This window comes from Paraburkholderia sp. GAS448, from assembly GCF_050435685.1.
In the GTDB taxonomy this organism is placed as follows: domain Bacteria; phylum Pseudomonadota; class Gammaproteobacteria; order Burkholderiales; family Burkholderiaceae; genus Paraburkholderia.
This window is the reverse complement of record NZ_JBNDKT010000028.1, coordinates 80,093-103,122: the sequence shown is the minus strand read 5'-3', so window position 1 is coordinate 103,122 and position 23,030 is coordinate 80,093. Positions and strand designations below refer to the sequence as shown.

Genomic DNA, 23,030 nt, shown 5'->3' with positions numbered 1-23,030 from the left:
AGAAAGGCGATGGGCGTCAAGCTGTCCTGCCGGCGTCGTCATCCCGACGTCGTTTCTGATCGCCGCGAGGAGGTGTAGTGTGAAACACAAGCCTTGTCGCGGCAGTCGTCCGCGGTGTCCATCGAGTGCGGTACCGCTGCCTGGCGCGGCAGCACCGAGATAGCCTGACTTTTTCTGGACGGTCGATATAGATATGATGAATACGATGTGGATGCGCAATGTTGTCGCGGTGCGCCTGACCGTTTGACTGGCGGGAAACCGAATGCCGCCGATGGCCGGGAAAACTTCGCCGCTCTCGCGTTGCGTTTTAGAGCCCGTCGCGATGAATATCGTGCGTAGTGAAGCCCGCATCGTTGTCGGGCATGTCCAGCCAGGTTGGTTGCGCCAGCGACGCTCTCGTATCGGCCAGGCCGGCTGCCCAGTGCTCGCGCATTGTCGACAGCCCGAACTGGAAGTCTTTGTAGTGGCCCTCGTACTCCTTGTTTTGGTAGATCAAATGGACCACGTTGTAGCGTTTTGAGCACGACATCTCGTCGGCGAGTTGGCACCAGGGGTCGGCACGCAGCTCCGGTGTCACGCGAGACAGCAATTCGCGCAGGATGTGTCGGAAGCGCTGCGAGCGTTGTAGCGTGTCGGTGATGAGGCGAGTGCGGCTTGAGTAGAGGATATCTTTCATTCGGTCTTGTACGTCAGTCAGGTTACCCGGAACAATGCCTTTTGCACTCCATAGGTCTACTTGAAAAGCGAGCGTATCCTTTCGTGGCGTGCTGTGGATGACCTGGTACAAAGGCGTGTTGGACACCAAGCCGCCATCCCAGTAGAACTCGCCGTCGATCTCCACCGCCGCGAACCCTGGCGGCAGCGCTCCAGACGCGATGAAGTGCTCGGCACGAAGTCGCGTTCTTGTGTTGTCGAAATACTCGAAGTCTCCCGTGCTGACGTTGACCGCGCCGACAGAAACGCGTACTTCGCCTGAGTTGATCCGATCGAAGTCGCAAAACCTCTCCAGGGTAGCTTTTAACGGGCCTGTGTCGTAGTAGCTCGCAGTGTGCGGGGAACTGGATACGGTCAGCAAAGGCGATGGCCATCGTGGAACGAAGAAACCGTTCTGCCCCTCTACGATCGCACTCATTGCTTGCATGGCGGTGAACGCTTTGCGCACGCCATTGGCCGAATTGAAAAACGCTTGCTCGATGAAGGACGGCAACGGCAGCCCACAAGCCGGCTGGCAGATCATCTCCCAGAACTCCAGGAGGCGCGCCACGCGATGTTCGGGCGCATTGCCCGCGATGATGGCGGTATTGAGAGCGCCAATTGAAATCCCCGCAAGCCAGTCAGGTTGGATTCCAACTTCGTGCAAGGCTTGATATACACCAGCCTGATATGCGCCGAGGGCGCCGCCTCCCTGCAGTGTCAGCGCAACGACTTCGTAGTCCTGCAATCTGATGGTTCTGCCGCGTCGAGCACCGTCGCCGGTGAGCGGCGTCGTACCGCTTGCGGTATGGGGTTCGCTATCGTCAAGAAATGGTACTTGCATTGCGTCGTTTTTTGCCATTGCGCCTCCCTTCGTTGCTACTGTTTCTTGCGAGCATGCGCTTACCGCGCTGATGCGTCTTCAGCGCGAAGCCCGTTTCGAGATCTTCCTGCCGCCGGGGCCTACGTCCTCGGAGGCTCGCTTTTCCCTATCCTCTTGCATTGACACTCCCGATTGCGTTGCGCACCTCTTACTTCCGCGCTTCGTATTGTACGGTGCCATACAATATGGCGCCGTGCAATTGCCCGGACAGCGCGACTTCCAGGTTGACCAACCCTTCCCTGGCTATCAGGTTGGCCACAGGGCCGATCTGCTAACATGCACCGATGCTCAGACTATTTTTCGATTCGGAAATACTGGTATGCCTAGATCCTCAAAACTTCCTGACGCAACGCTCACAGTGACGCCCCCGGTCGTTCAAAATGTGTTAAGGCGCCGCATGTCTCCGCGGGGGATTGAGGCAATGGAAGCATTGAATTCCCTGAATGCAGCAGCTCGGCAACTGGATTTCACTTCAAACCAGTGGCTTGACGATTCCGTCAAGTCGCTAGCTCGACTCAGAGTTCTGAATGTGCTTTTGGCCGGAGAAGGCCAACCCGTGGCTCACCAGGAGATCATCAACGCTCTGCAAGTTAAGCGGGCGACGGTGTCCGGTCTGATGGCCGCGCTCGAACGGGATGGACTCGTCAAGTCGGTGGGCGATACCGAGGATCGCCGCCGTCAGTTGGCCGAGCTTACCGAGAAGGGCGCAAGCCAGGTTGTCCAGGCAATCGATAAAAACCACGAACGCCTCCTTAAGGCTGTCAAGGGCTTCTCAAAGGAAGAACTCTCATTGCTCCGGTCATTGCTCGACCGTCTTCGCGACGCACTTGCAGCGAGCGAGTAGCGGGCGGCTCCAAGGATGCCGATGTTGCGGACGCACTGCACGCGGAGGGCATCGGCCGCGACGACAAGCGCATTCTCCGGTACGGTGCCATCATGAATACAGCACACGACTCGGGAGAGGCTGGGGCGTTTCTCTGTGTGGCCTGATCAGTGACATCAGCTCCTCTTCCTGTCTTTCGAGGCTACCTGGTAGCGTCTCGCGAAGGAAGTCGAGCAGCTTCCTGGTTTTTGCATCAAGAAAATGGCGCGAAGCGTAGATCGCATAGATGTTGTAGGGACGTAGATGGAACTCGGGCAAAACCTGTTTGAGCGTTCCCTCTCGAAGTCCTTGAAGGGCAGTAGGTATCGGCAGCATGCCAATGCCCATGCCGGCACGAATCGCCTCGGCCATGGCTTCGGGCAGATTCACCGTAAACTTTGGCAGCCCCGGTAGCTCGAAGCTTCCGAGTTGCGGATCTTCGAACGCCCAAAGCGTCGAAGAAGTTTCCGGGGAGACAAGGCCCAGGCATTGATGAGCGCGGAGATCGGAAACGGATCCGGGATTTCCAAAGCTCGCCAGGTAATCGGCGGAAGCGCAAAGGATGGGACGGATGGATCCGAGCTGCTGTGAAACCAGTGACGAGTCGCTCAGCCGGGATATGACCGCAATGGCAACGTCGAAGTCTTCGTCGACGATGTCGGGTAGACGTTGGCCTAGTACGAGATCGACAGCCACCGACGAAAACCTCTCGCTGTAAAGCGAAAGCAATGGCGTCAGCACATGCTGCCCAAAGCTCGTGGACGCATGAACGCGCAGCCTGCCGGATGGATGAACGCTCGAGGCCGCGGCCTCTGCCTCTGCTTGATCTATCTGCGCAAGAATCTCCGTGCAGTGTTGGAAATACCGCCGGCCAGCCTCGGTGAGCGAAATTCTTCGTGTAGTGCGGTTGACAAGACGGGCCTGTAGACGCGACTCGAGTTCCATGATCGCGCGAGACACCGCAGGGGTGCTTTTTGACGCTTGAGCGGCTGCGCGCGCAAAGCCCCTGGTTTTGGCAACAAGAACAAACATTCGCATTGAATCAAGTTTGTCCATACTAGCTTTCCTAAAAAAAATGATCGCGCCCAAAGGCTTCGTCCGCCGAATGAACAACTCTTGCTCCGATCAAAAGGGTGACTCGAAGGCCTGGGCCTTCCAAGGTGCACCAGCGGCAGCTGCTTGGTTCACAAGTGCTCGACTCTTACAGTCTCGGGGTTGGATAGCTTGATATCCGCGTTGCGCAATCGCTTGAGACCGGCACAAGCACCGTGTGCGTAGAGCATGGCCCAAAGAGTCGGTGCAGCGTACATTCCGCCGCCCCGAAAGGCCGGGCGCGTCGAGTGCTAAGGGCTACAGACGCATGACCAATTGCCTTCGCAGTCCTCGTCACACAGCGTGACAAGCGTCAACCCGAGCAAACCGATTGCGACCATGACTGCCATTACAACAGCAAACGTCCGGAGCCTTCGTTCGTCAGCCTCGAACTCATCGTCCCACGCTTTCCTTCGAGCCTCTTGTGCGCGTTTTTTACGCATCCAATCCACCTGTTGTCAAATTGCGAGAAGCTCCGAGGATCGCCGCGTATGAAAGCCAGGCGTGCAAAAATGAGTCCTCTCATGCCTTCCATGGCCAACCACAATCAGGCATTGATCTGCGTATCACCGTCGCCCGTATGAGATACCTTGCGCGTGACTTCGTCGAGCTTGTCGCCGAGCAGGCGCCGCACCGTGACGTAGAACACCGGTATAAGCAACAGGCCGAGGAAAGTGGCGAACAACATGCCACCGATGACGCCGGTACCGATCTCATGACGTGACGATGCACCCGCCCCCGTCGACGTCACCAGCGGCAGAGCGCCGAGGATGAATGCCATCGACGTCATCAAGATCGGTCTGAAACGCAGCCTTGCTGCCTCCACGACTGCGTCGAAGAGCGTCATGCCCTTCTCCTGCCCCGCAATCGCGAACTCCACGATCAGAATCGCGTTCTTGGCGGCCAGCCCGATCACCGTCACCATCCCGATCTTGAAATAGATATCGTTGGGCACGTTGAACAGGCGACAGAATGCAGACATTCCCAACAAGCCGAGCGGCACGGCCATCAGCACCGCAACGGGTATGGACCAGCTTTCATATAGCGCCGCCAGGCAAAGAAATACCACCACGACGGACAACGCCATGAGCGACAGCGCCGCGTTTCCCGCGAGCACTTCTTGATACGACAGTCCGGTCCAGTCGAAGTCGAATCCCGCCGGCAGCGATTTGTCAACGATGTCTTGCAGGATTTTCATCGCTTGACCGGTCGAATACCCAGCCCCCGGCGAGCCGACGATTTCGACAGCCGAATAGCCGTTATAGCGCGGCAACGCTTGCGGACCAACGGTCCACTTTGCTTTCACAACGCTCGACAAGGGCACCATGTCGTATGGGCTGATCGCGCCGTTGCTCGCGGACGGATTCACCGGGCTCGGCGCACCGTTGGAGGAGAACCGCATGGCGCCAGCGCTGCCGCCGGTCATGGACAGTGCGTTGCTCGTCATGCCGCTCGGCGTATAGATATGCGACAAGGCATCGGTCCCCATCCGGTACGGTGCATCCGCCTGCAGGTAAACGCGCTTCACGCGTCCGTCGTAGGCGAATTGGTCGATGTATACCGGCGCGAGGTCCATCTGTATCGCGCTGTAGACATCGCTCAGCGATAACCCCATCGATTGGGCCTGGACGCGATCGACGGACAGATCGAGTTCAGGTGCCTCGGCAAGCGAGTTCGGCCGGATATTGAAAAGTCTCGGGTCATTGCTCGCGAGATCCACCAACTTGCGCTGCGCCGCGCTCAGTTCCGCTCTCGATTGCCCCGCCCGTGCCTGCAAATACATATCGACACCACCGAACTGACTCAGTCCGCGTATGGAGGGTAGATTGACGACGAATATCTTCGCGTCGGGAATGTCGTGAAGGATTTTGTTGGCCTGCGGGACCAGTTGCATCGCAGTGTGTGCGCGTTCGCTCCAATCCTTGAGCTTGACGAAGGCCATACCGACGTTTTCGCTCTGGCCAACGTAGCTGAAGCCCTGGACGGAAAAGACTCCCGCGATTTCGTTCCCGACCGGGCTTCTTTTGAGTCGATCGTTGATCTCGTCCACCACGTGTCGAGTCCCGCTCAGTGTGGCCGCCGACGGCAGGTTGATGATCGCCATTACGAAGCCCTGGTCCTCGTCGGGAAGGAACGAGGTAGGCAGACGCGAGTACAGAACCCCGGCCACCGCGGCCAGGGTCACGAAAACGGCCATCCAGCGTGGCACCCGTCGCACCGCACGGCTCACCTGGCCGACATAGGTATTGCCGACCCGGTCGAATCCACGGTTGAACCAGCGGAAGACGGCGTTCTCATGTCCTTCATGCGAGGGCTTCAGGATCGTCGCACAAAGCGACGGAGTGAAGGACAGCGCAAGGAATGCGGAAAAGACCATCGATACCGCGATCGTCAGTGCGAACTGCGAATAGATGATGCCCGTCGCGCCTGGCTGCATCGCCGAGGGAATGAACACTGCGGCGAGCACGACGGTGATGGCCACGATCGCGCCCGAAATCTGACCCATTGCCTTACGCGTCGCAGCCTTCGGACTCAGCCCCTCCTCACGCATGATGCGCTCGACGTTCTCGATCACGACGATCGCGTCATCCACGACAATCCCGATCGCGAGCACCATTCCGAAGAGGTTCAGCTGATTGAGGGTGAAATGCAGCGCCGACAGGCCGATGAACGTTCCGAGCAGCGCAACCGGAATGACCAGTGTTGGAATGATGGTTGCCCGGATGTTCTGCAGAAAGATCAGCATGACGAAGAACACGACGATGATCGCTTCGACGAGCGTCTTCACAACGTCGGTTATCGAGGCCGAGATGAACGGCGTCGTGTCGAAGGGCATGACCCATGTCACGCCGGGCGGAAAGTCGTGTGCCAGGATCGCCATCTGAGCCTTGACAGCCTTCTCCGTGGCAAGCGCATTGGCGCCGGGCAGCAGGTATACGCCGAGGGCGGCTGCGGGTTTGCCGTCGTACGTGGCAGAAGTGCCATAGCTTTGCGCACCAAAGCTGATGCGCGCGACGTCACTCAGGTGGACCACGCTGCCATTGTTGTCCGATCGCAGGATGATGTCGCGAAACTGCTGTAGCGATGAAAACAAGGTATCGCCCGACACGTTCGCCGTAAACGTCTGGCCGTTGACTGCCGGGTCCGCGCCCAGCGAACCGGTCGCAAACTGCGAGTTTTGGGTTTGGATGGCGTTATACACCTGTGTGGTCGACAGGCCGTAGCCTTGCAACTTGTCGGGATCCAGCCAGATCCGCACGGCGTATTCCGAGCCGGGCATGCTCGTGTTGCCGACGCCATTGATCCGGCCGATGACGGGCTGAATTCGCGAAGCGACGATGTCGCTCAAGCGCCACGCATCGATAGCGGGGTTGGTCGACTGCAACGCGATGAAGAGAAGGATGTCGGGACTGGCCTTCGCCACCACGACGCCCTGCTGCGTAACCGCCGGCGGCAACAATGGCTGCGCGAGTGCAACCTTGTTCTGGACCTGCACTTCGGCGATGTCCGGGTTCGTCCCGGTGGCAAACGACAAGGTGATGGTGGCCGTCCCGTTGCCGTTGGACGTCGAACTGAAGTACAGCAAGTTGTCGATACCGGTCAGCTGTTGCTCGATCACCTGGGTGACCGTCGATTCCATTGTCGCGGCACTGGCACCCGGATACGTCGCCGTCACGGTTACCTGGGGCGGTGCGATGTCCGGATAGGAATCGACGCCCAGATGCAGCATCGATATGGTTCCGAACAAGCAGATCAAAATGGGAATCACCCACGCGAAGACTGGTCGATCGATAAAGAAACGCGACATGAGATCCCCTCCTTATGACTTGTTGCCGGCAGCGCGTCCGCGCGATGTGGACGCCGCGCCGAACAGCGACGATCTCGTGCCTGAATCGGGCCCGTTCCAGCGAGTGGCCTTCGCCAGTGTGCCCTCATGTACGTTCTGCACGCCGGATACGACCACTTGATCGCCGGCTGCGAGGCCACCCGTGACAATCCAGTCGCCCCCGTAGCTATCGTTCGATTCGACGTCCTTGCGTCCCACTCTTCCGTCTGGCTTCATCACCATTGCATAGGCGCCGACAGTGTCGCGCTGGATCGCTTGCTGCGGAATGAGGAACACATCGTTTTGCTGGCCAATGTCGACATTGAGCGACACGTACATGCCCGGGAACAATTCATGTTTTGGATTCGGGACTCGCGCGCGCAGACTGACCGCCCCCGTGGCTGCGTTGACCGCGACATCGGAGAAATCCAGTGTCCCAGGCTCGTCGTACGCCGACCCGTTGGGCAGGAGGATCCGAACGGAAGTCTTGTTTTGTGAAGCGAGCGCAATATTCCCCTTGTCCTGAGCTTGTCTGAGCGTGATCAGATCGGCGGCGCTGATCGTGAAGTTCACGTAGAGCGGATCGACCTGTTCCACCGTGGTAAGCAATGTGCCGCCCGCACCCGCATCGGTTGTGCCATTTCCCACCACCGCGCCGGCGGTCACCTGTTGCTGTCCCGCAATGCCGGTAATCGGCGAGATCACCTTCGTATAGCCGAGGTTCACGCGCGCGCCTTGCACGGCGGCCTGATCTGCCTTGACCTTGGCCGCCGCACTGCGTTCGGCCGCATTGGCGTCATCCACTGTCTGTTGCGATACGGCCCCGACCGGCAACAACTTGCGATCACGCTCAGCTGTCGCGCGATTGTTGAGGTAAGTCGCCTGGTCCTCGGCAAGCGTGGCGAGATCGTTGTTGAGCACGGTTTGGTAATACGTCGGATCGACCTCGAACAGCACCTGACCGGCCTTGACTTCGGTGCCTTCCGCGAAAAGGCGCTTAACTAGCACACCTGAAACCCGCGCCGTCACATTGGCGCTGTAGTAAGCGGACAAGCGGCCGACGAAATTTCGGGTCAACGGTACGCGCCGGGGTTGCACTTCCATGACGCCCACCTTTGGCGGGGGCGGTGGGGGCGGCGGATCACCTTTGCCGCAACCGACAAGCGCAATGAAACCGATCGACAACAGGGATGAGCGCAGAGACAGTGAATTCATAGAAACCGTCGTGAAAAATCGCGGTAAGAAAATTGGTCAGGCGCAAAGGCGTACGCGCATCAGCGGCTGCTGACCGAGGAAGAGGTCACGTTGACAGGTGCGTTTTTCGCGCCGTCCCATTGCCACCCGCCACCCAGGTTTTTGATGAGCGTTACGCTACTTAGTGTCAACAACGCCTGCGTGTTCTCGAGGTTTTGTTGCGCGAGCAACAGCGTGATCTGCTCGCTGAAAAGGCTTTGCTCGCTTGTTCTGCCAACATGGAACTGAGCGCGCTCGCTTTCAAATAGCTGTTTGTTGCGCGCGTAGATATCGGCGTAGGCTTGTTCCTGTTGCCTGAGATGGTTCCACGAGGACAGGCTGTCCTCCACGCTCTGGAACGCAGCCAACACCGTTCCGCGATAGTCCGCGACGGATTCGTCGTAGGTCGCGCGAGCCTCGCGCACGGCGGCCGTTCGTGCGCCGCCATCGAAAATCGTCGCTGCCAGATCGGGGCCGAGCGTCCAGAAGCGGTTAGGTACAGAGAACAGATTGGCAAGCGCGTTGTGCTGGAATCCGCCTTGTGCCGAAAGCGTCAGCGTCGGAAAAAACGCTGCCTCGGCCACGCCAATCTTTGCGTTCGCGGATGCGGCTGCACGCTCGGCACTGACCACGTCATAGCGCCGTTCGAGCAGTTGTGACGGCAGTGTCAGCGGAACGGCGGGCGCCATAAACGCATAATGCGGCTCGGGCGCTATCGTAAACCTGTCAGGCGGCACCCCGGTCAACACAGCAAGGGCGTGTTCGTTCTGTTCGCGCGAAGTTTGCGTCGCCTGCAGACCGGCGATCACCAATTCGAGTGTGTCCTGTGCGGCCAGCACACTATCGTTCGGCGACACGCCTTGCGCGTAGCTCGCGCGCGTCATATCGAGAACGCGTGTGTCGAGCTGCTGTTGTTGCTTGAGCAGATCGATATTGACATCGGCCAGACGCAGATTGAAATAGGCCGTGGCGACGCTTGCAGCAATCGATAGACGCGCCCCCGCCAGTTGTGCAGCGCTTCCTTCGGCGCTCGCTTTGCTCGACTCGAGTTGCCGGCGAATGCCGCCCCACAAGTCGAGTTCCCAACTTGCGGAGACGTCTGCCGCAACAAAGTTGTGCACCCCAGGCTTCAGGATGCCGGTCGATGTGCCGTTCGCACCTGCCGCACCCACCCCCGTTCCGGACCGCGAACCGGACATTCCCGCATCGATCGTCGGAAAGAAGCTCGCCTCGCTCGCCATCACCGCGGCTTGTGCCAGCCGATAGGCCGCTTCTGCCTGTGCGATCGACTGATTCGCCTTTTGCGCCTCGTCGATCAAGCGGGTCAGCGTTTCGTCGTGGTAATCCAGCCACCATGTGCTCGACAGCGACGCTTGCGGGTTCGCATTCGCACGTTGCCAGTCGACTCCTTCCTTGAAGTGGGTCGGGATTTCGACTGTCGGGTTTTTGTAGTCAGGGCCCACTGCGCAACCTGCTATCGCGATCGCCACAATCGCCGGGCAGCACCATCGCAGGGTATATCGACCGATCCGGGACCGATTCCCTACGTCGACCTCTGGTTTGAGTGAGATGTACATTCGCGAGCCTGCAGATAACAGTGGACGCACCTGCCCGCGCAAGCCATTTGATACAGCCATGCAACGAGTAAGGGAGAGCGACAGGAATTGCGATCGTGAATGACTGAGTGTCCCCAGGGATCACGAACGCCCGTAAGTAGTGGTCTAATCAACCGTCTCGGAGGTAGCTTAGACCGCTTCCCCCCGAGCCACTAGACCGCCAGGATGGCGAGATCTCAACCATATTCGTGAGGAATGAATGCTTGACCTGAACGAAATCTACCTCTTCGTCGAGGTAGTCCGAGCCGGAAGCTTCGCTGGGGCCGCGCGGCAATTGAGCATGCCCTCGACAACGGTCAGCCGTCACGTTCAACAGCTCGAAGACGCATTGAAGAATCGGTTGATCCTTCGTACAACAAGAAAGTTGACCCTCACTGCTGTCGGGCAGGCGTTCTACGAACAATGCGCCCAAAACATCGAGCAATTGGTGTTGGCGAGTCAGGAGGCCGCGGACACGCATCCCGAACCGGCCGGCCCGGTGCGCGTCGCGCTCACTGCTGATTTTTTCGAGGCGTTTCCCATTTCCTGGATTACCGATTTTCTCGCTGCATATCCAGGCATCACGCTCGAGTTCGTTATCGACAATGCCGATCTCGACCTGACATCGAGTGGCGTGGATGTCGCATTTCGTCCTGAGTCTCAGCTCGATGAAAATTCAACGCGCCGAGTGCTCGGCTCCTCACGCAGGAGGCTCGTTGCCGCACCAAAATATCTCGAGTCCCGTGGGACACCGAGATGCCTCGATGAACTCGTCCAGCATGCCTGCCTCCTGTATTCCCGACACTCCGGCCCGGTCACGTGGCATCTCGACGGCCCGGATGGGCGTGTTCAGGTTGAAATCCGCGGCCGCTTTCTCGCAGGCAGCGGCAACCTGGTCAGACAAGCTGCGGTCGAAGGCCTCGGTATAGCTTTGCTGGCCGAACTGCTCGTCAACCAGGATATCGAAGCTGGACGCCTCACCGCCGTGCTCGATGAGTATCGTTCGGAAGAGTCGAAGTTCTGCGCAGTCTTTCCCAGCCATCGGCACATCAGGCGCGTTGCGAAAATGTTTGTAGAGCACATCCAGAACAAGCTTATGGCCATACGGAACGAATAGGCCCAAGTCTGCTGCAAGCGACGTTCATGGCGTAGCCCGGTCATTTTCCCTCGACTGAGACCGTCGTCCATTCCGTTTTGCGGCGCTGGTCCGCACGGGTTCTCTGCAATCGAAGCTTCTACCGCGTTCGCATTACGCGCATTTTTGGGGTTCAGCCAGCCATATTGGCCTACTAGTCCATTCAAGTGAACGCCGCTAGATTGACCAAACTATGGGTGCCGAAGCTTCTATCGCACCGTCGCTCGAAACCCATAACAGCGACCGCACAGGAACTGAGCACGCAACGATGTCTTATGGCAAAAACTTATGGGAAGCGATCGGCATATGCGGCGCGCCTGGTCCAGTGCTTTCGATCTACCCTTGGGCCGGATCACCTTTGCACCATCCCTGCAGATGGTGCGCTTATACATGTGGCGGTGGCCAGTCAAAGTTGCCGATAGGGAGCTGACCGATTGTGAGGCATGCTCACCGGTCACCCCGACGCACAATGGAAGCAAGTGATGAAGCGAACTTTTGAGCAGGCCATGCGCACGCGCGCGAAAATACTCGATTCGGCAGCACAAACGTTTCTGCGCAGAGGACTTGCTCGCGCGTCGCTGTCTGACATTGCCCGTGTTGCTGGCGTGACGCGAGGTGCTGTCTACGGGCATTTCAAGAACAAGTCGGCGCTGTTCAATGCCATGTTTGAACATGCGGCACTTCCTGCAGATCCTTTCCTGGTTGAGTGGCACGACAACCAGTGTGATCCGCTAAGTCACCTCAAATCTGAACTGATTAGATCACTTGGCAACGTTCTGCGCAACGGCGAAGCGAGGCGACTTTATAGCGTCATTCATTCCAGATGCGAAATCACGAGCGAAACCCGGGATTTCTGGCAAAACGTGCATGTGGGTCGAAAATTGGCCGAACAACGCATTGCAACTGCATTAAGGGACGCGCGGTCGAATCTTCAACCCGCTGACGGCATCGACGTGGATCACCTGGCAGTATTCGTGCACTCGTGCCTGATGGGGTTTTTTGTCAGAAGCCTTGGCGAGCCTGTTTCTCAGGACCCAGGCCAGGTGGCCGAGCGCGTTGTTGCTCTCATCTTTTGCGGACTTTCCCTGGCGCAAAAGACCTCAGTGAGTGCGTGAGCGATATTCATCGCTTACGCGAAACTAATGCCGTTTGATGCAGTTTTCGATAAAGAAACTCACCAGGCGACCCGATCGAATGCCAACAATGACGACTCCCAAAACGCTATTGTCCACTGATATTGACAGGACGGAAATGGAAAGCGATTTCGGCTACCTTGTTTTTCGTGCCCATTCTGTTCTGACGCACACAATCTCGCAGCGCACCCTGCGCGATCTGGACGTCACTGCAGCGCAGGGCCGCCTCCTGTATCTGGTGGAACGAGTGGGACTCTCGCACGCGGCTCTGATCGCGCGCGAGTGCAACGTCGACCCAACGGCGGTCACGCGCCTGATCGACAGATTGGTCCGAAGCGGCTTACTGATGCGGACGCCAAACGCTGTCGATAGACGCGTGAGTCGACTCGTTCTGACTCGGCAAGGAAAGATTGTTGCTGGCCATATGCCCGGGATATTAACCGACGTGTACAGCAGTGTGCTGGCCGGCTTTAGTGTTAACGAGGTTGCCTCATTCAGGGAGATGTTACGTCGCATTCTTTCTTCCTGATGCGTCGGGCAAAACCAGTCGACGTTCCACGGAACCACGCCAGCAACGACCCACTCTATCGGCAAGCGCGCTTGCGGTCTCCGCAAGGCAGTGACGCGTAACTTCCCACCGCATGAGCGCGAAGCGATGCTGACGCCGCTGACATCTTCGCGATACCCTTCCCTGGAGCCATCCGTTCGATAGCGACTCCGCATGAGACTCGTTGTCGCCCCCACATGCCTTGAGTTTCGTGGCACACCGAAGGGCCTCAAGGAACTCGTCCGGCGTGACTGCCTGCTGTTTGCCCGAAACTCGGGCCAGGTCGAGTGGCGACTTAACGGCCATGGCGGGCGTGTCGAGCCTGGGATCCGCGGTCGCTTCCTCGCGAGATCCGCAAATCTGGTAAAGCAAGCGGCGATCGCTGTGCAGCCCCGACGGCCCGAGACTCCCGCACTTCTTACGCCAGTTGAAAAACGTCGCGCCGCTGACGCCCATCTTGCGACGCGCTCCTGGTACTGGCATACCCCGCTCGGTATGCTTCAGCGCGAAGCGCCGACGAATTTTCATTGTACGAAATTTCGGTGCAAAAACAGTAGTTTATCCAATTGACGTTTGTGGTATCTGGGTCTAGCCTCGCACTCAAATACCCCTCCGATGCAACCGGAGATTTTTCGTTGCTTCGGGCGGAGCCGCGTCTGGCTAGCGATGCGCCGGGCGCGTTCGCGGTGAAGCTTCTCGGCATACGAATAACATCGGAAAAAACGGCGCTGTCATGGGCACGCGTGATGTCGACGTTGGAGAGAAACAGATTATGGAGACAAGTGTTTCGCGAGGCTGCGTTGCGAGCGCAACGGCAAGCCTGACGCTGGCCGGAAAGAACGCACTCGTCACGGGAGCGGGTCGCGGCATCGGCGCCGGCATCGCCGAGGTATTCCTTGAGGCCGGCGCGACTGTAGTGGTCAATGCGCGGACCGATACGCACCTTTCGAAGTTGGAAAAGCGTCTCGCCGCGGCCCATGGCGACCGCATCGTCGCACTAACCGGCGATCTTTCGACAGCCGTCGGAGCGGCGGACCTCGTCACACGCGCTGTCCGTCGCGTCGGTGAAATCGATATATTGGTCAATAGCGTCGGCGATGCGATCGTTGGCGACCTGGTGAACGACGAGAGCGAGCCAGAGGCCGTCACCCGTATCCGATCTATCGTTGACCTCAACCTTATGTCTGCCATCCATTGCACGCGACTGGTTGGCGCATCGATGATCAGCCGCAAGCGCGGCCGCGTTATCAACCTCGCCGGCGTACTTGGCGGCCTGCGCGGTGAGGCGAGCCTTAGCATCTACGCGGCCGCGAAGGCCGGGCTGATTGGCTTCACCCGCTCACTTGCGCGCGAATGGGCTGCTCACGGAATCACGGTCAACGCCATTGCGCCAGGCGTGTTTCCTGATCGCGATAATCTGACGTCAGCGCAACTGGCGATGATCGAACAAGCTTATTTGAAGACGATCCCCGTTGGGCGTTTTGGCGAGCCACGCGAACTCGGGTACCTCGCCTGCTTTCTCGCCTCGGATCTCTCTGGCTATGTCACCGGACAGATCCTTGCGTTTGACGGGGGGCTATCTGCATGACCATTGAAAGTTGGCTTATATCGATGCGGTGGTTCAGATGGTATGCACGAGTCGAAAACTGGCAGCGATTGGTTTCTCATTGTGGCGAGCGCTCACAGAAAGGACGTCGTCTGATGCGGCAGCGCACGCCGCAAATAGTAAGTACTCCAGCATGGAACACGACGTCATCGGCGTCAAGGTTGTGCTCAGGCTCACTCGGCCAATGGAAAGCGTCCGCCAGCCCTGCCCCGTGACGGGACGGCCGGGTTCATTATTTGCCAGCCCGACTACCTTTCGGTCCGAGTCCAGGCTAATACAGCTGAGAGAAACATCATGTCATCGTTCAGTCCAATAATAGCTTTGCAGCGTGGATTAAATGTGCTGGCTTTAGTGAACAAGGAGAAGAGCGTCAGCATCAAGACAATCCACGAGGGGACCGGTCTGCACAAAGCCACGATCACCCGCATGCTCGAGACGCTCATGGATTCGGGCTATGTCGCCAAGACCGCCCGTTCGACCTACGTACCGACGGGCAGGACGCTGCTGCTGAGTCAGGGCTACAATCTCGCCAGCCGCGTCGGCGACATCGCCGGCCCCATACTCGCTGAATTTCGCCGCTCCGTTGGCTGGCCATCCGACATTGCACTCTACAATGACGACAGCATGATCGTCGTGGAGACCAGCCGCGACCGAGGGCCTCTCTATTTCAATCGGGAAAGCGGATATCGCGCCCCGTTATTGCTCACGTCGATCGGTCTGGCCTATCTTGCCTTTTGTGACGCGGAGCGGTGCGATCGCATCATCAAGCGGCTGGCCACGAACGCCGACCGGCGCAACGATCTCAGCCGTGACCGCCCAACGCTAAACCGCACCCTGGCCGAGGTTCGGGCCAAAGGGTTTGCGACGATGAATCGAAGCTATAGCATCCAGGAATATGGCGGAAAGGTCTGGGACATGGCCGTGCCAGTGTATGACCGGCAGCACATCTATGCGTCGATCAACATTCTGATGCTCCGAAACGCCTGCTCCGAGGAAGACGCTCTCAAACGCTTTCTCGGACCTCTGCAAGACGTCGCAGTGCAGCTGGGCAAGGCAATCGGCTCGGAGATCCCGGGAATGCCGCTCGATGAGTCGGTCATCCTCAAGCTCGACTCGACGCCCAGCCCGCGATCAACGCGCGAGATGATGTCCAAAATGGTACACAGGGAAGTCGAGGAGGAAGATTGAGGACCGCAATGCCGAATTGTCGGAACGCGAGGTGTTGACGGCGGCCCGGCCGATTCCCGTGAAAGGCCGGAAAGTGCGCGGTCAATCAGGATCAGCCGTGAAGGCCGATTCATCGATTGTGCCGTAGGCATGCGGCCTGGAGCCGGCGAGTGCAGCGTTCGAGTCGACTTTTGCGACGGTGCGACTATCGGTGAGCGCCTTTTCCCCAGATATACGCCAGCCCGACGGCACCCTTGTCGCTTGTAAACGAATGATCGCACCCAATCGGCCTGACACCCACATCGCCCGCGCGTGACAGGCCCGCCTCGTCTACGACGGCTCCCTCGATTTGATAGATAAGCTCCTCTGTTGTGTATGCACTGAGGTCGACGCGTTGAGCAGCAGGGGCTTTGTACATGAGAAGTCGACGGTCGGTTGCGGAATCTCGCCAGATCGATTTCACATAAGCGCCGCCGTGTAACCCCGGCTCCCACGGCATCGTATTCACATCGATGTTCAGGCAAGCGGGGCCCCGTCCTGAGCGAATCGGATTCATTTCGGCGCTGCCTAGCAGAAAGGACAACGTTGTTGCGCCTGCCTCCGAGCGAAGGCTATGCGTGCACCCCTCGGGGCGAAAGCCTACGTTGCCTGCAACCAGGTCACCATATTCGTCGGAGAGCACGCCTTCAATGACGAATACGATCTCGTCGCCTACGAGATGCCTATGTAGTGGAACCCGCACGCCGGGCTCAAATCGCACCATCGACATCTCGCGAGGAACCGGGCGATCGCTCCACACCGGTTCCGCCCAAAGCCTCTTCCTCTTAACGCCAGGCAACAGTTCCTCCCACGAGAGTTCGTGAACGGATACGATACGGCGCGTCGACGTTGAATTGAGCATGTGGTCCTCTATCAGTCGGCCAATGTAATGCTCCGGGATGTGCGCTCCCGGGCCCGAAGCGTTATGGTCGAAGTTTGATGTGAACGTTTTTTACCTGCGTCATCTGTAGCAGTTGCTCAACGCACATCGTGTAGCCGATACCTGACTGCTTGGCCCCACCAAACGGCGCACCCAGCGTCATAGCTGCAGCCTGATTCACCCACATAAGCCCGACCTCCATGCGCCGTGCAATGCGATGTGCGACGGCGAGGTCGTTAGTCCATACGGAGCCGCTTAGCCCATAATCAACTGAATTGACTGCCTCGATCATCTGATCCTCGTCACTCCAGCGCATCACACTTAGAACGGGGCCAAAGATCTCCTCCTGCGCGATACGCATATCCTGGGTTACATCCGCGAATACAGTGGGCTCAATATAAAGACCCGCACTGAGTTCCGGGTCGACCGGACCGCTGCCACCGCACATCAGGCGAGCTCCTTCCTGCTGCCCGAGGCGTATGTAATCCAACACTCTTGCGTAGTGTTGCTTACTGGACATCGCGCCGACCTGCGTCTCCAGGCGCGTAGGATCGCCACAACGGAACCCCTTCGCCTGAGCCACGATTGCCTCTAGCGTCTCGTCATAAACACTTTCGTGGATGAATGCGCGACTTGTGGTGGTGCAGCCTTGCCCCGAGGTGCTAGTGAAACCCATGCCCACACAAACGCCCGCCGCAACTTTCTTTGGATCGGCATCTGGGAAGGCGACGAGCGCATTTTTTCCACCGAGTTCCATGAGGCTTCGCTTTATGTGCTCAGCCGCGCCGGCAAGAATCTTGCGCGCCGTGGGCACGCTCCCGATCAGCGTAATGGCTCGTGTACGGGCGTGGTGAGTCAGAGCTGCACCGGCGCCCGCTCCACCGGTAATGACGTTAAAGACGCCCGGCGGAAACACATCCTCGATCAGCTCCGCGAGTCGGAGCGCCGTCATCGAGGTGGCCTCTGATGGCTTCACAATCACCGTATTACCGGTCAGCAATGCAGGTACGTTCTGCGTGATGATGTTCAGGAGGGGGTGATTGAAAGCCGACATGCTTGCGACCACGCCGAGCGGCTGTCGCATCGTAAAATCGATCATGTTCGGTTCGGTCATAAAGCTAACGCCTTTGACCTCAGTCATTAGACCGGCATAGAACTCTGCGAGCGACCCTGCCCAATTGGCATCGACTAGCATGGCGCGCAGTGGATTGCCCGTGTCCACACAGTCTAGAAGAGCCAGATCCTTGGCGTTAGCCCGGAGAATTGCAATCATTTTCCGAACAGCTGCGACCCGATGCTGTGGATCGAGATCACGCCAACCCGGAAAGGCCTGCCAGGCAGTGTCGACGGCAGCGTCCACATCAGCTTGATTCGCGTCAGCGAACGTTCCGAGTGAGGCGAGATTAACCGGGCTATAGGCCTCGATTTCAGCCTTCCCGTTCGAGGCGTGCCACTGCCCGCCATAAAAGAGTTGCCGCCGTTGCGGCAGGACGACTTTGTTCCCATACCGAAGATCAGATTTCGCCGTTACTAAGTGATCCAAAGCTAACTCCTCTACGTCCGCTTTAAGCGATGATTAAATAAATGCACTCGGGCCACCCGATAACGTCGCCGGGCGATTTTGATCAATATACGACGACGAATTTGAACGGGTCAAAGATAACAACGGCGTCTTTCAGTCAACGAAATTTCGCCAGAGGAAATTTGCGGTTACGCAAATCTGCGCATGGCCTCTTTCCAAGGGGCAAGTCAACGTCCGCCCAAAAATAGTCTGCTTGTAATCAGAGAACCGTCGAGCCTTTGTTTTCCTCAGCTAGCGCGGCACATATATTTCTTGCATTGAAATTTCAGTTCAAGAAATATTGGTTCATTACTTTTGACGTTTTTGTTATCTGGATCTAGTCTTCGCATTCAAATGCGCCCCGACGGCAAATGCAAACGCTTTGGGTAGCTGCGCGACGCTGCGACGACGCACGGGGCGGGTCCCCTGGGTTACCAGCTTGTCGAAATATCTAATCCTGGAAGTATCTGCGCTTTTTCACAAACATAAGGGGGGAGGAGAACTGCATGGGCGAGCTGAAGTCGTATCCACATTTCCTGACGCGTGAGTCGCTCAAGTTTCCATACGATACCTACCGTGAGGCACGCGACCTCAGTCCAATTTTTCGTACGGTAGATCCTAAGGATCGGGAAGTTATCGTGGTCAGCTCCTACAAGCTTGTCAAGGATGTGTTTTCCCGTCCTGACGACTTCTCCAGCGATCTGGGAGCGTTCCTTACGGAAGGCACCGCGAATGTAGAAGCAGACAACATTCTGGAACAGGGTCCCATGGAGCGTCGGATGCCGGCCACCCTGCTTCTGATCACGGACGAGCCCGCGCATGCGAGATTGCGATCGATCGTCAACACTGTATTCACGCCAAAGCGGATCTCACAACTTTCGGAAAGCGTCGACCGGATAGTTAACGAGCTGATCGATAGTTTTATCGCCGCTGGCAAGGCTGATTTTCTCAATGAATTCGCCGCTCTTCTTCCTATTCATGTCATTTTGAACGTGCTCGGGATAGATCGAGCTATGGCGCGCAAGGCTCAGGCCTGGTCGGACGCGGCGCTGGTTCGAGTCAGTCACCTCGGCACTCCCGAAGACGAGATCGAGGCCGCCAAACTCCTCATCGAGATGCAACACTATATGTTCGACGCTATTCTCGATCGGCGTGCCGTTGGTCGAAGCGACCTGATCACCGATATTGTCAATGCAAGACTCGATGACGGCGGGGCACTCACCGACGAGCAGATCATCGGCTTGCTGCAGGAGTTGCTGATAGCCGGAAACGAAACGACGCGTAACTCGCTGATGGGCGGAATGGTTCAGTTCCTCCGTCATCCCGAGCAAACGCGTGAACTGCTAAAGGATCGCTCGCTTGCACCCAACGCCGTCGAGGAAGTTTTGCGGCTCTTTTCGCCTAAATCAGGAATGTGGCGTATCGCGGCCCGCGATACGGTGCTTGGCGAGGTCCAGATTCACAAGGGCGCGCTGTTGATGGTGCGCATGGACTCCGCGAACCGTGACGACGCCCAGTTTCCCAATGGTGAAGTCTTCGACATTCGCCGATCGAATGCTCGCACTCACCTTGCGTTCGGTTATGGCGTGCATCATTGCCTCGGTAATCTTTTGGCGAGAAAGGAACTGCAGATTGCATTTCCCATTTTGCTCAGTCGGCTGAAGAACTTGCGTATCGATGAGACGAAGAGCGATCTCGGCCGTCACCCCAGCGTCCTTATGCACGCGCTGAACGCGTTACACCTCACATTCGACTCAGCAGCGTGATGCAATCAATTGAACAAGGCGAGGTAATGCAATGAAGATAGGCTACATAGGTCTTGGCAACATGGGCGGAGGCATGGCTTGCTGCCTTTCCCGCAATGAACAGTTTGAGGTGGTTGTCAATGACAGGCGCCGCGAAGCTGCACAGCCGCAACTTGAGCTTGGCGCAAACTGGGCTGATAGTCCCGCTGAGATTGCTGAGCAATGTGAGGTGGTCATCACCTCTTTGCCGGGGCCACCGGTCGTCGAACAGGTCGTCTATGGTCAGAATGGCCTGCTTGATGCGATGCGCCCGAATTGCATCTACATCGACATGTCGACCAACTCGCCATCTTTTATGCGAAAGATGCACGCCGATTTTGCGAGGAAAGGGGTGGCTGTTATCGACGCACCTGTGAGCGGCGTATTGAGCGATGCCCAAAAGGGCACGCTTGCCATCTACGTCGGGGGCGATCGTAGCGCCTACGATCGGGCAAAACCCGTTCTCGAGGCGCTCGGGGCCGATGTGCGTTACATGGGAGAAACGGGCGCCGGGATGATTACGAAGATCGTCCACAATCAGATCGCGCTAACAACGATCGGTGTGATGGCAGAAGGATTCACACTGGGCGTCAAATCCGGCGTTGATCCTGAAGCGCTGTACGACGCTGTCAAGGCAGGCGGCTTTGGCCAAGGCAAGCTGCTTCAGATAGTACCGTTTGTCATCTTCCCAGGCATGTTTGAAATGACCGGCAAGTGGGGTATGCCGCTAAGCTACGGGCGAAAGGACCTCGCGCTTGCGACCGAGCTAGGTCGCCAGCTCGATGTGCCGATGGCTTTAACGACGCAGGTTGAGCTCGACATGATCGCTGGCTGCGCTCGAGGCTGGGCAGGCAAAGAGCAGACAATCTTTGTCACCCTTCAGGAAGAGCGGGCGGCAACCTCGCTCCGAGTGCCTACGAAAATGACTGGAGATAGTTAATGTCTTTGTCAATCACGGATCGGATGAATGATGCCGCGCGTGGCGCGCTCGAGGGTAGGGTCGCAATCGTAACCGGGGCTGGCAGAGGTATCGGTCGGGCAATTGCGGTCGGCTTCGCGAAAGCCGGCGCAGCCGTGTGCTGCATTTCGCGTTCCGCGGGCGAAGTGACCGAGACCGCCGACATCATCGCCTCTAATGGCGGCAAAGCTATTTCGGTTGCAACCGATGTGCGCGACCTACGTGGAGTCGAAGCTGCGGCGGACAAGACCGTCGAGGTGTTTGGTGGGCTCGACATTCTGGTGGCCAACCATGGCGTGCAGACGGTGGAGGCGTCTGGCGCGATGGAAGAGACGGATCCAGTTAAGTGGCGAGAGACAATCGAAATCAATCTGATTGGCGCATATCACTGTTGTCGTGCAGTCGTGCCGCACCTCAAAGCGCGCGGCGCAGGCAAGATTATCGCGGTGGGATCGGGCCAAGGCCATCGTGGGTCGGCCGGTAATGCTGGCTACGCGAGTTCGAAGGCGGGCCTTTGGATGATGGTACAGGTGCTTGCACAAGAGTTGGCTCCTTTCAACATCAGCGTGAACGAACTGCTTCCTGGCCATGTGGCCACTCGAATTTACAAGGAGATGACCGCCAAGCTTCAGGGTACCAACCATGCTGACCTGAAAAAGCCGAAGGACTTGCGGCCCCTCGAATGGTACAAAGAGCCCGAGGACGTGGTCCCGTTAGCGCTTTTTCTGGCTTGCCAGCCAGACCTTGGCCCCTCTGCGCAAAGCTATAGTCTCATGAGGCGGTTCTGACCGACGGCTGTCAGCTTTTACCTCCGGCGTTGTGTATCTGTCGGCCGCCTCCCTCAAAACGCCGCACGACAGGGTGCGCCCGGAAGTCGGGGGCGCTCCCATTACAGGGCGCGCTGCCGCCTCGCCCCTTGGAGCATCACAATTGGGGGATACGTTCACTCCGAAAACAGAGCCGCACTCGGAAGTCCGGCGCGCTCGCGTTCTAACTGCTTCATTAGCCGACGACTCAAGGCCTGTAGTTTAGGTAAGTAATCGCGCTCTGCGTTCTCCTCAGACACCGAGGTTCGGACGAACAAAAGACACACCGCGCCATAGACGCGATGCTTGTCCGTAAGCGGCACTGCCACTGACAGAATTGTTTCCGCTCCCAAACGCTTTGAATAAGCATCGTCCGTGGTCGCATACCCCTGCTTTCGGATTTTTTCAAAAAGGTCACGGGTCCGCGTCGTGTTTCGCAAAAGCTTCTCGGCTTCGGGGACAGTGGTTCCCGAAATTCTATCCAACACCCTGCGCTGCTCATCCTCGGCGCAGAACGCGAGATAGGCACGGCCGAGGGAGGACACCAGAAAATCTGGCCGATAGCCCGGTGGCCGGTGCGTCATGATTAGAGGGCTGCCCTCCCCAGTCTCTATGATGAACATCGCGTCGCCATCAGGCACGGCGAATTCGGATGGCCACCCGATGCGCTTGCGGAACTGCTCCATGAGCGGACCGGTAAGCTCACCCAGCCGCGCATGCGGCCCAAGGCCACGCCCCAGATCGACCGTGCGACCGGTAACTGCATAGGTTCCGTCTAGAGGATGCTTCTCAACGTAGCCTTCCCACACCAATGTCTCGAGCATGCGGATGATCGTGGCCTTGTCGAGCCCGGTCGCGTCGCGCACGTCTGTGACCTTCGCGCGCCCGAGCTTGCTGACGACGGAAAGAACGGCAAGTCCGCGTTGGAGCGCACTTACGGGCTGGAATGCAGTTACCATAGATTGGCCAATTAAACCAGGCGATCAAAAAAATGCTGGCAAGGTCCGACATTACCTCGGTATTGAGAATTGGACGCTAGCGAGCTAGCCGGCGCCTTTCTTCCTGACGGCAAATGGACGACGGGCAACCCGTGCCAACGGTGCGTGGCGTTTGCCGCTGAAATCGCCTTGGTCCAAATATCAAGGCGATACTTCGGCCCCTTTTGTGAGGGTAAAGACACTCGATAGGTGTGTCAATCGATGCATTCGTTACTTCCGTCGTGCATTTGCA

At 57.9% G+C, this 23,030-nt stretch carries 17 protein-coding genes; 9 read left to right on the top strand and 8 right to left on the bottom strand.

Annotated elements, in window-relative coordinates; all coding sequences use genetic code 11:
• Positions 1–307: 307 nt before the first annotated feature.
• A complete protein-coding gene (locus P3T23_RS35090; RefSeq protein ID WP_429320651.1) occupies positions 308–1,555 on the bottom strand; it encodes a patatin-like phospholipase family protein in 1,248 nt (415 codons plus the stop codon).
• Between the two features lie 442 nt (positions 1,556–1,997).
• Between P3T23_RS35090 and P3T23_RS35085 the strand changes: the two genes are divergently transcribed.
• Positions 1,998–2,420 carry a MarR family winged helix-turn-helix transcriptional regulator gene (locus P3T23_RS35085; protein WP_429320650.1) on the top strand — a complete coding sequence of 141 codons (423 nt, stop codon included), beginning with the start codon at positions 1,998–2,000 and terminating at the stop codon, positions 2,418–2,420.
• Between the two features lie 90 nt (positions 2,421–2,510).
• Here P3T23_RS35085 and P3T23_RS35080 read toward each other — a convergent pair whose 3' ends face one another.
• From P3T23_RS35080 to P3T23_RS35065, 4 genes are all read right to left on the bottom strand, one after another.
• Entirely contained in the window at positions 2,511–3,494 is a 984-nt protein-coding gene (locus tag P3T23_RS35080) for a LysR family transcriptional regulator (RefSeq protein ID WP_429320649.1), read from the bottom strand.
• A gap of 583 nt (positions 3,495–4,077) precedes the next feature.
• Positions 4,078–7,338, bottom strand: coding sequence for an efflux RND transporter permease subunit (locus P3T23_RS35075; protein ID WP_429320648.1), 3,261 nt, complete (start codon positions 7,336–7,338; stop codon positions 4,078–4,080).
• A 12-nt stretch (positions 7,339–7,350) separates the two neighbouring features.
• Positions 7,351–8,460: an efflux RND transporter periplasmic adaptor subunit gene (locus tag P3T23_RS35070; protein ID WP_429320647.1), complete on the bottom strand. Its 1,110-nt coding sequence runs from the start codon at positions 8,458–8,460 to the stop codon at positions 7,351–7,353.
• A 170-nt stretch (positions 8,461–8,630) separates the two neighbouring features.
• A complete protein-coding gene (locus tag P3T23_RS35065) occupies positions 8,631–10,166 on the bottom strand; it encodes an efflux transporter outer membrane subunit (RefSeq protein ID WP_429320646.1) in 1,536 nt (511 codons plus the stop codon).
• Between the two features lie 238 nt (positions 10,167–10,404).
• Between P3T23_RS35065 and P3T23_RS35060 the strand changes: the two genes are divergently transcribed.
• The 5 genes from P3T23_RS35060 (at position 10,405) to P3T23_RS35040 (ending at position 15,793) form a co-directional block, all read left to right on the top strand.
• Complete coding sequence (locus P3T23_RS35060; protein ID WP_429320645.1) at positions 10,405–11,301, top strand: LysR family transcriptional regulator; 897 nt, start codon at positions 10,405–10,407, stop codon at positions 11,299–11,301.
• 461 nt (positions 11,302–11,762) lie between these two features.
• Positions 11,763–12,434: a TetR family transcriptional regulator gene (locus P3T23_RS35055; protein ID WP_429320644.1), complete on the top strand. Its 672-nt coding sequence runs from the start codon at positions 11,763–11,765 to the stop codon at positions 12,432–12,434.
• An 88-nt stretch (positions 12,435–12,522) separates the two neighbouring features.
• A complete protein-coding gene (locus tag P3T23_RS35050; protein WP_429320643.1) occupies positions 12,523–12,981 on the top strand; it encodes a MarR family winged helix-turn-helix transcriptional regulator in 459 nt (152 codons plus the stop codon).
• Positions 12,982–13,771: 790 nt separating this feature from the next.
• Positions 13,772–14,587 (top strand): SDR family NAD(P)-dependent oxidoreductase, encoded by an 816-nt coding sequence (locus P3T23_RS35045; RefSeq protein WP_429320642.1) that lies wholly within the window; start codon positions 13,772–13,774, stop codon positions 14,585–14,587.
• Positions 14,588–14,899: 312 nt separating this feature from the next.
• The gene (locus P3T23_RS35040; protein ID WP_429320641.1) at positions 14,900–15,793 is read left to right on the top strand and encodes an IclR family transcriptional regulator domain-containing protein; all 894 of its coding nucleotides are present in this window, start codon (positions 14,900–14,902) and stop codon (positions 15,791–15,793) included.
• Positions 15,794–15,977: 184 nt separating this feature from the next.
• On the opposite strand, the gene P3T23_RS35035 is transcribed toward P3T23_RS35040, so the two are convergent.
• A complete protein-coding gene (locus P3T23_RS35035; protein ID WP_429320640.1) occupies positions 15,978–16,673 on the bottom strand; it encodes a cupin domain-containing protein in 696 nt (231 codons plus the stop codon).
• 61 nt (positions 16,674–16,734) lie between these two features.
• Positions 16,735–18,234 (bottom strand): aldehyde dehydrogenase family protein, encoded by a 1,500-nt coding sequence (locus tag P3T23_RS35030; protein ID WP_429320639.1) that lies wholly within the window; start codon positions 18,232–18,234, stop codon positions 16,735–16,737.
• Positions 18,235–18,758: 524 nt separating this feature from the next.
• Here P3T23_RS35030 and P3T23_RS35025 point away from each other — a divergent pair.
• The 3 genes from P3T23_RS35025 to P3T23_RS35015 are packed head-to-tail and all read left to right on the top strand — an operon-like array spanning position 18,759 to position 21,782.
• Positions 18,759–20,018: a cytochrome P450 gene (locus P3T23_RS35025; protein WP_429320638.1), complete on the top strand. Its 1,260-nt coding sequence runs from the start codon at positions 18,759–18,761 to the stop codon at positions 20,016–20,018.
• 31 nt (positions 20,019–20,049) lie between these two features.
• On the top strand, positions 20,050–20,976 hold the full coding sequence (locus tag P3T23_RS35020) for an NAD(P)-dependent oxidoreductase (RefSeq protein ID WP_429320637.1): 927 nt from the start codon (positions 20,050–20,052) through the stop codon (positions 20,974–20,976).
• Positions 20,976–21,782 carry an SDR family NAD(P)-dependent oxidoreductase gene (locus tag P3T23_RS35015; protein ID WP_429320636.1) on the top strand — a complete coding sequence of 269 codons (807 nt, stop codon included), beginning with the start codon at positions 20,976–20,978 and terminating at the stop codon, positions 21,780–21,782. Before P3T23_RS35020 ends, P3T23_RS35015 begins: the two co-directional genes overlap by 1 nt.
• 155 nt (positions 21,783–21,937) lie before the next feature.
• Here P3T23_RS35015 and P3T23_RS35010 read toward each other — a convergent pair whose 3' ends face one another.
• A complete protein-coding gene (locus P3T23_RS35010) occupies positions 21,938–22,759 on the bottom strand; it encodes a helix-turn-helix domain-containing protein (protein WP_429320635.1) in 822 nt (273 codons plus the stop codon).
• Between the last annotated feature and the right edge of the window lie 271 nt (positions 22,760–23,030).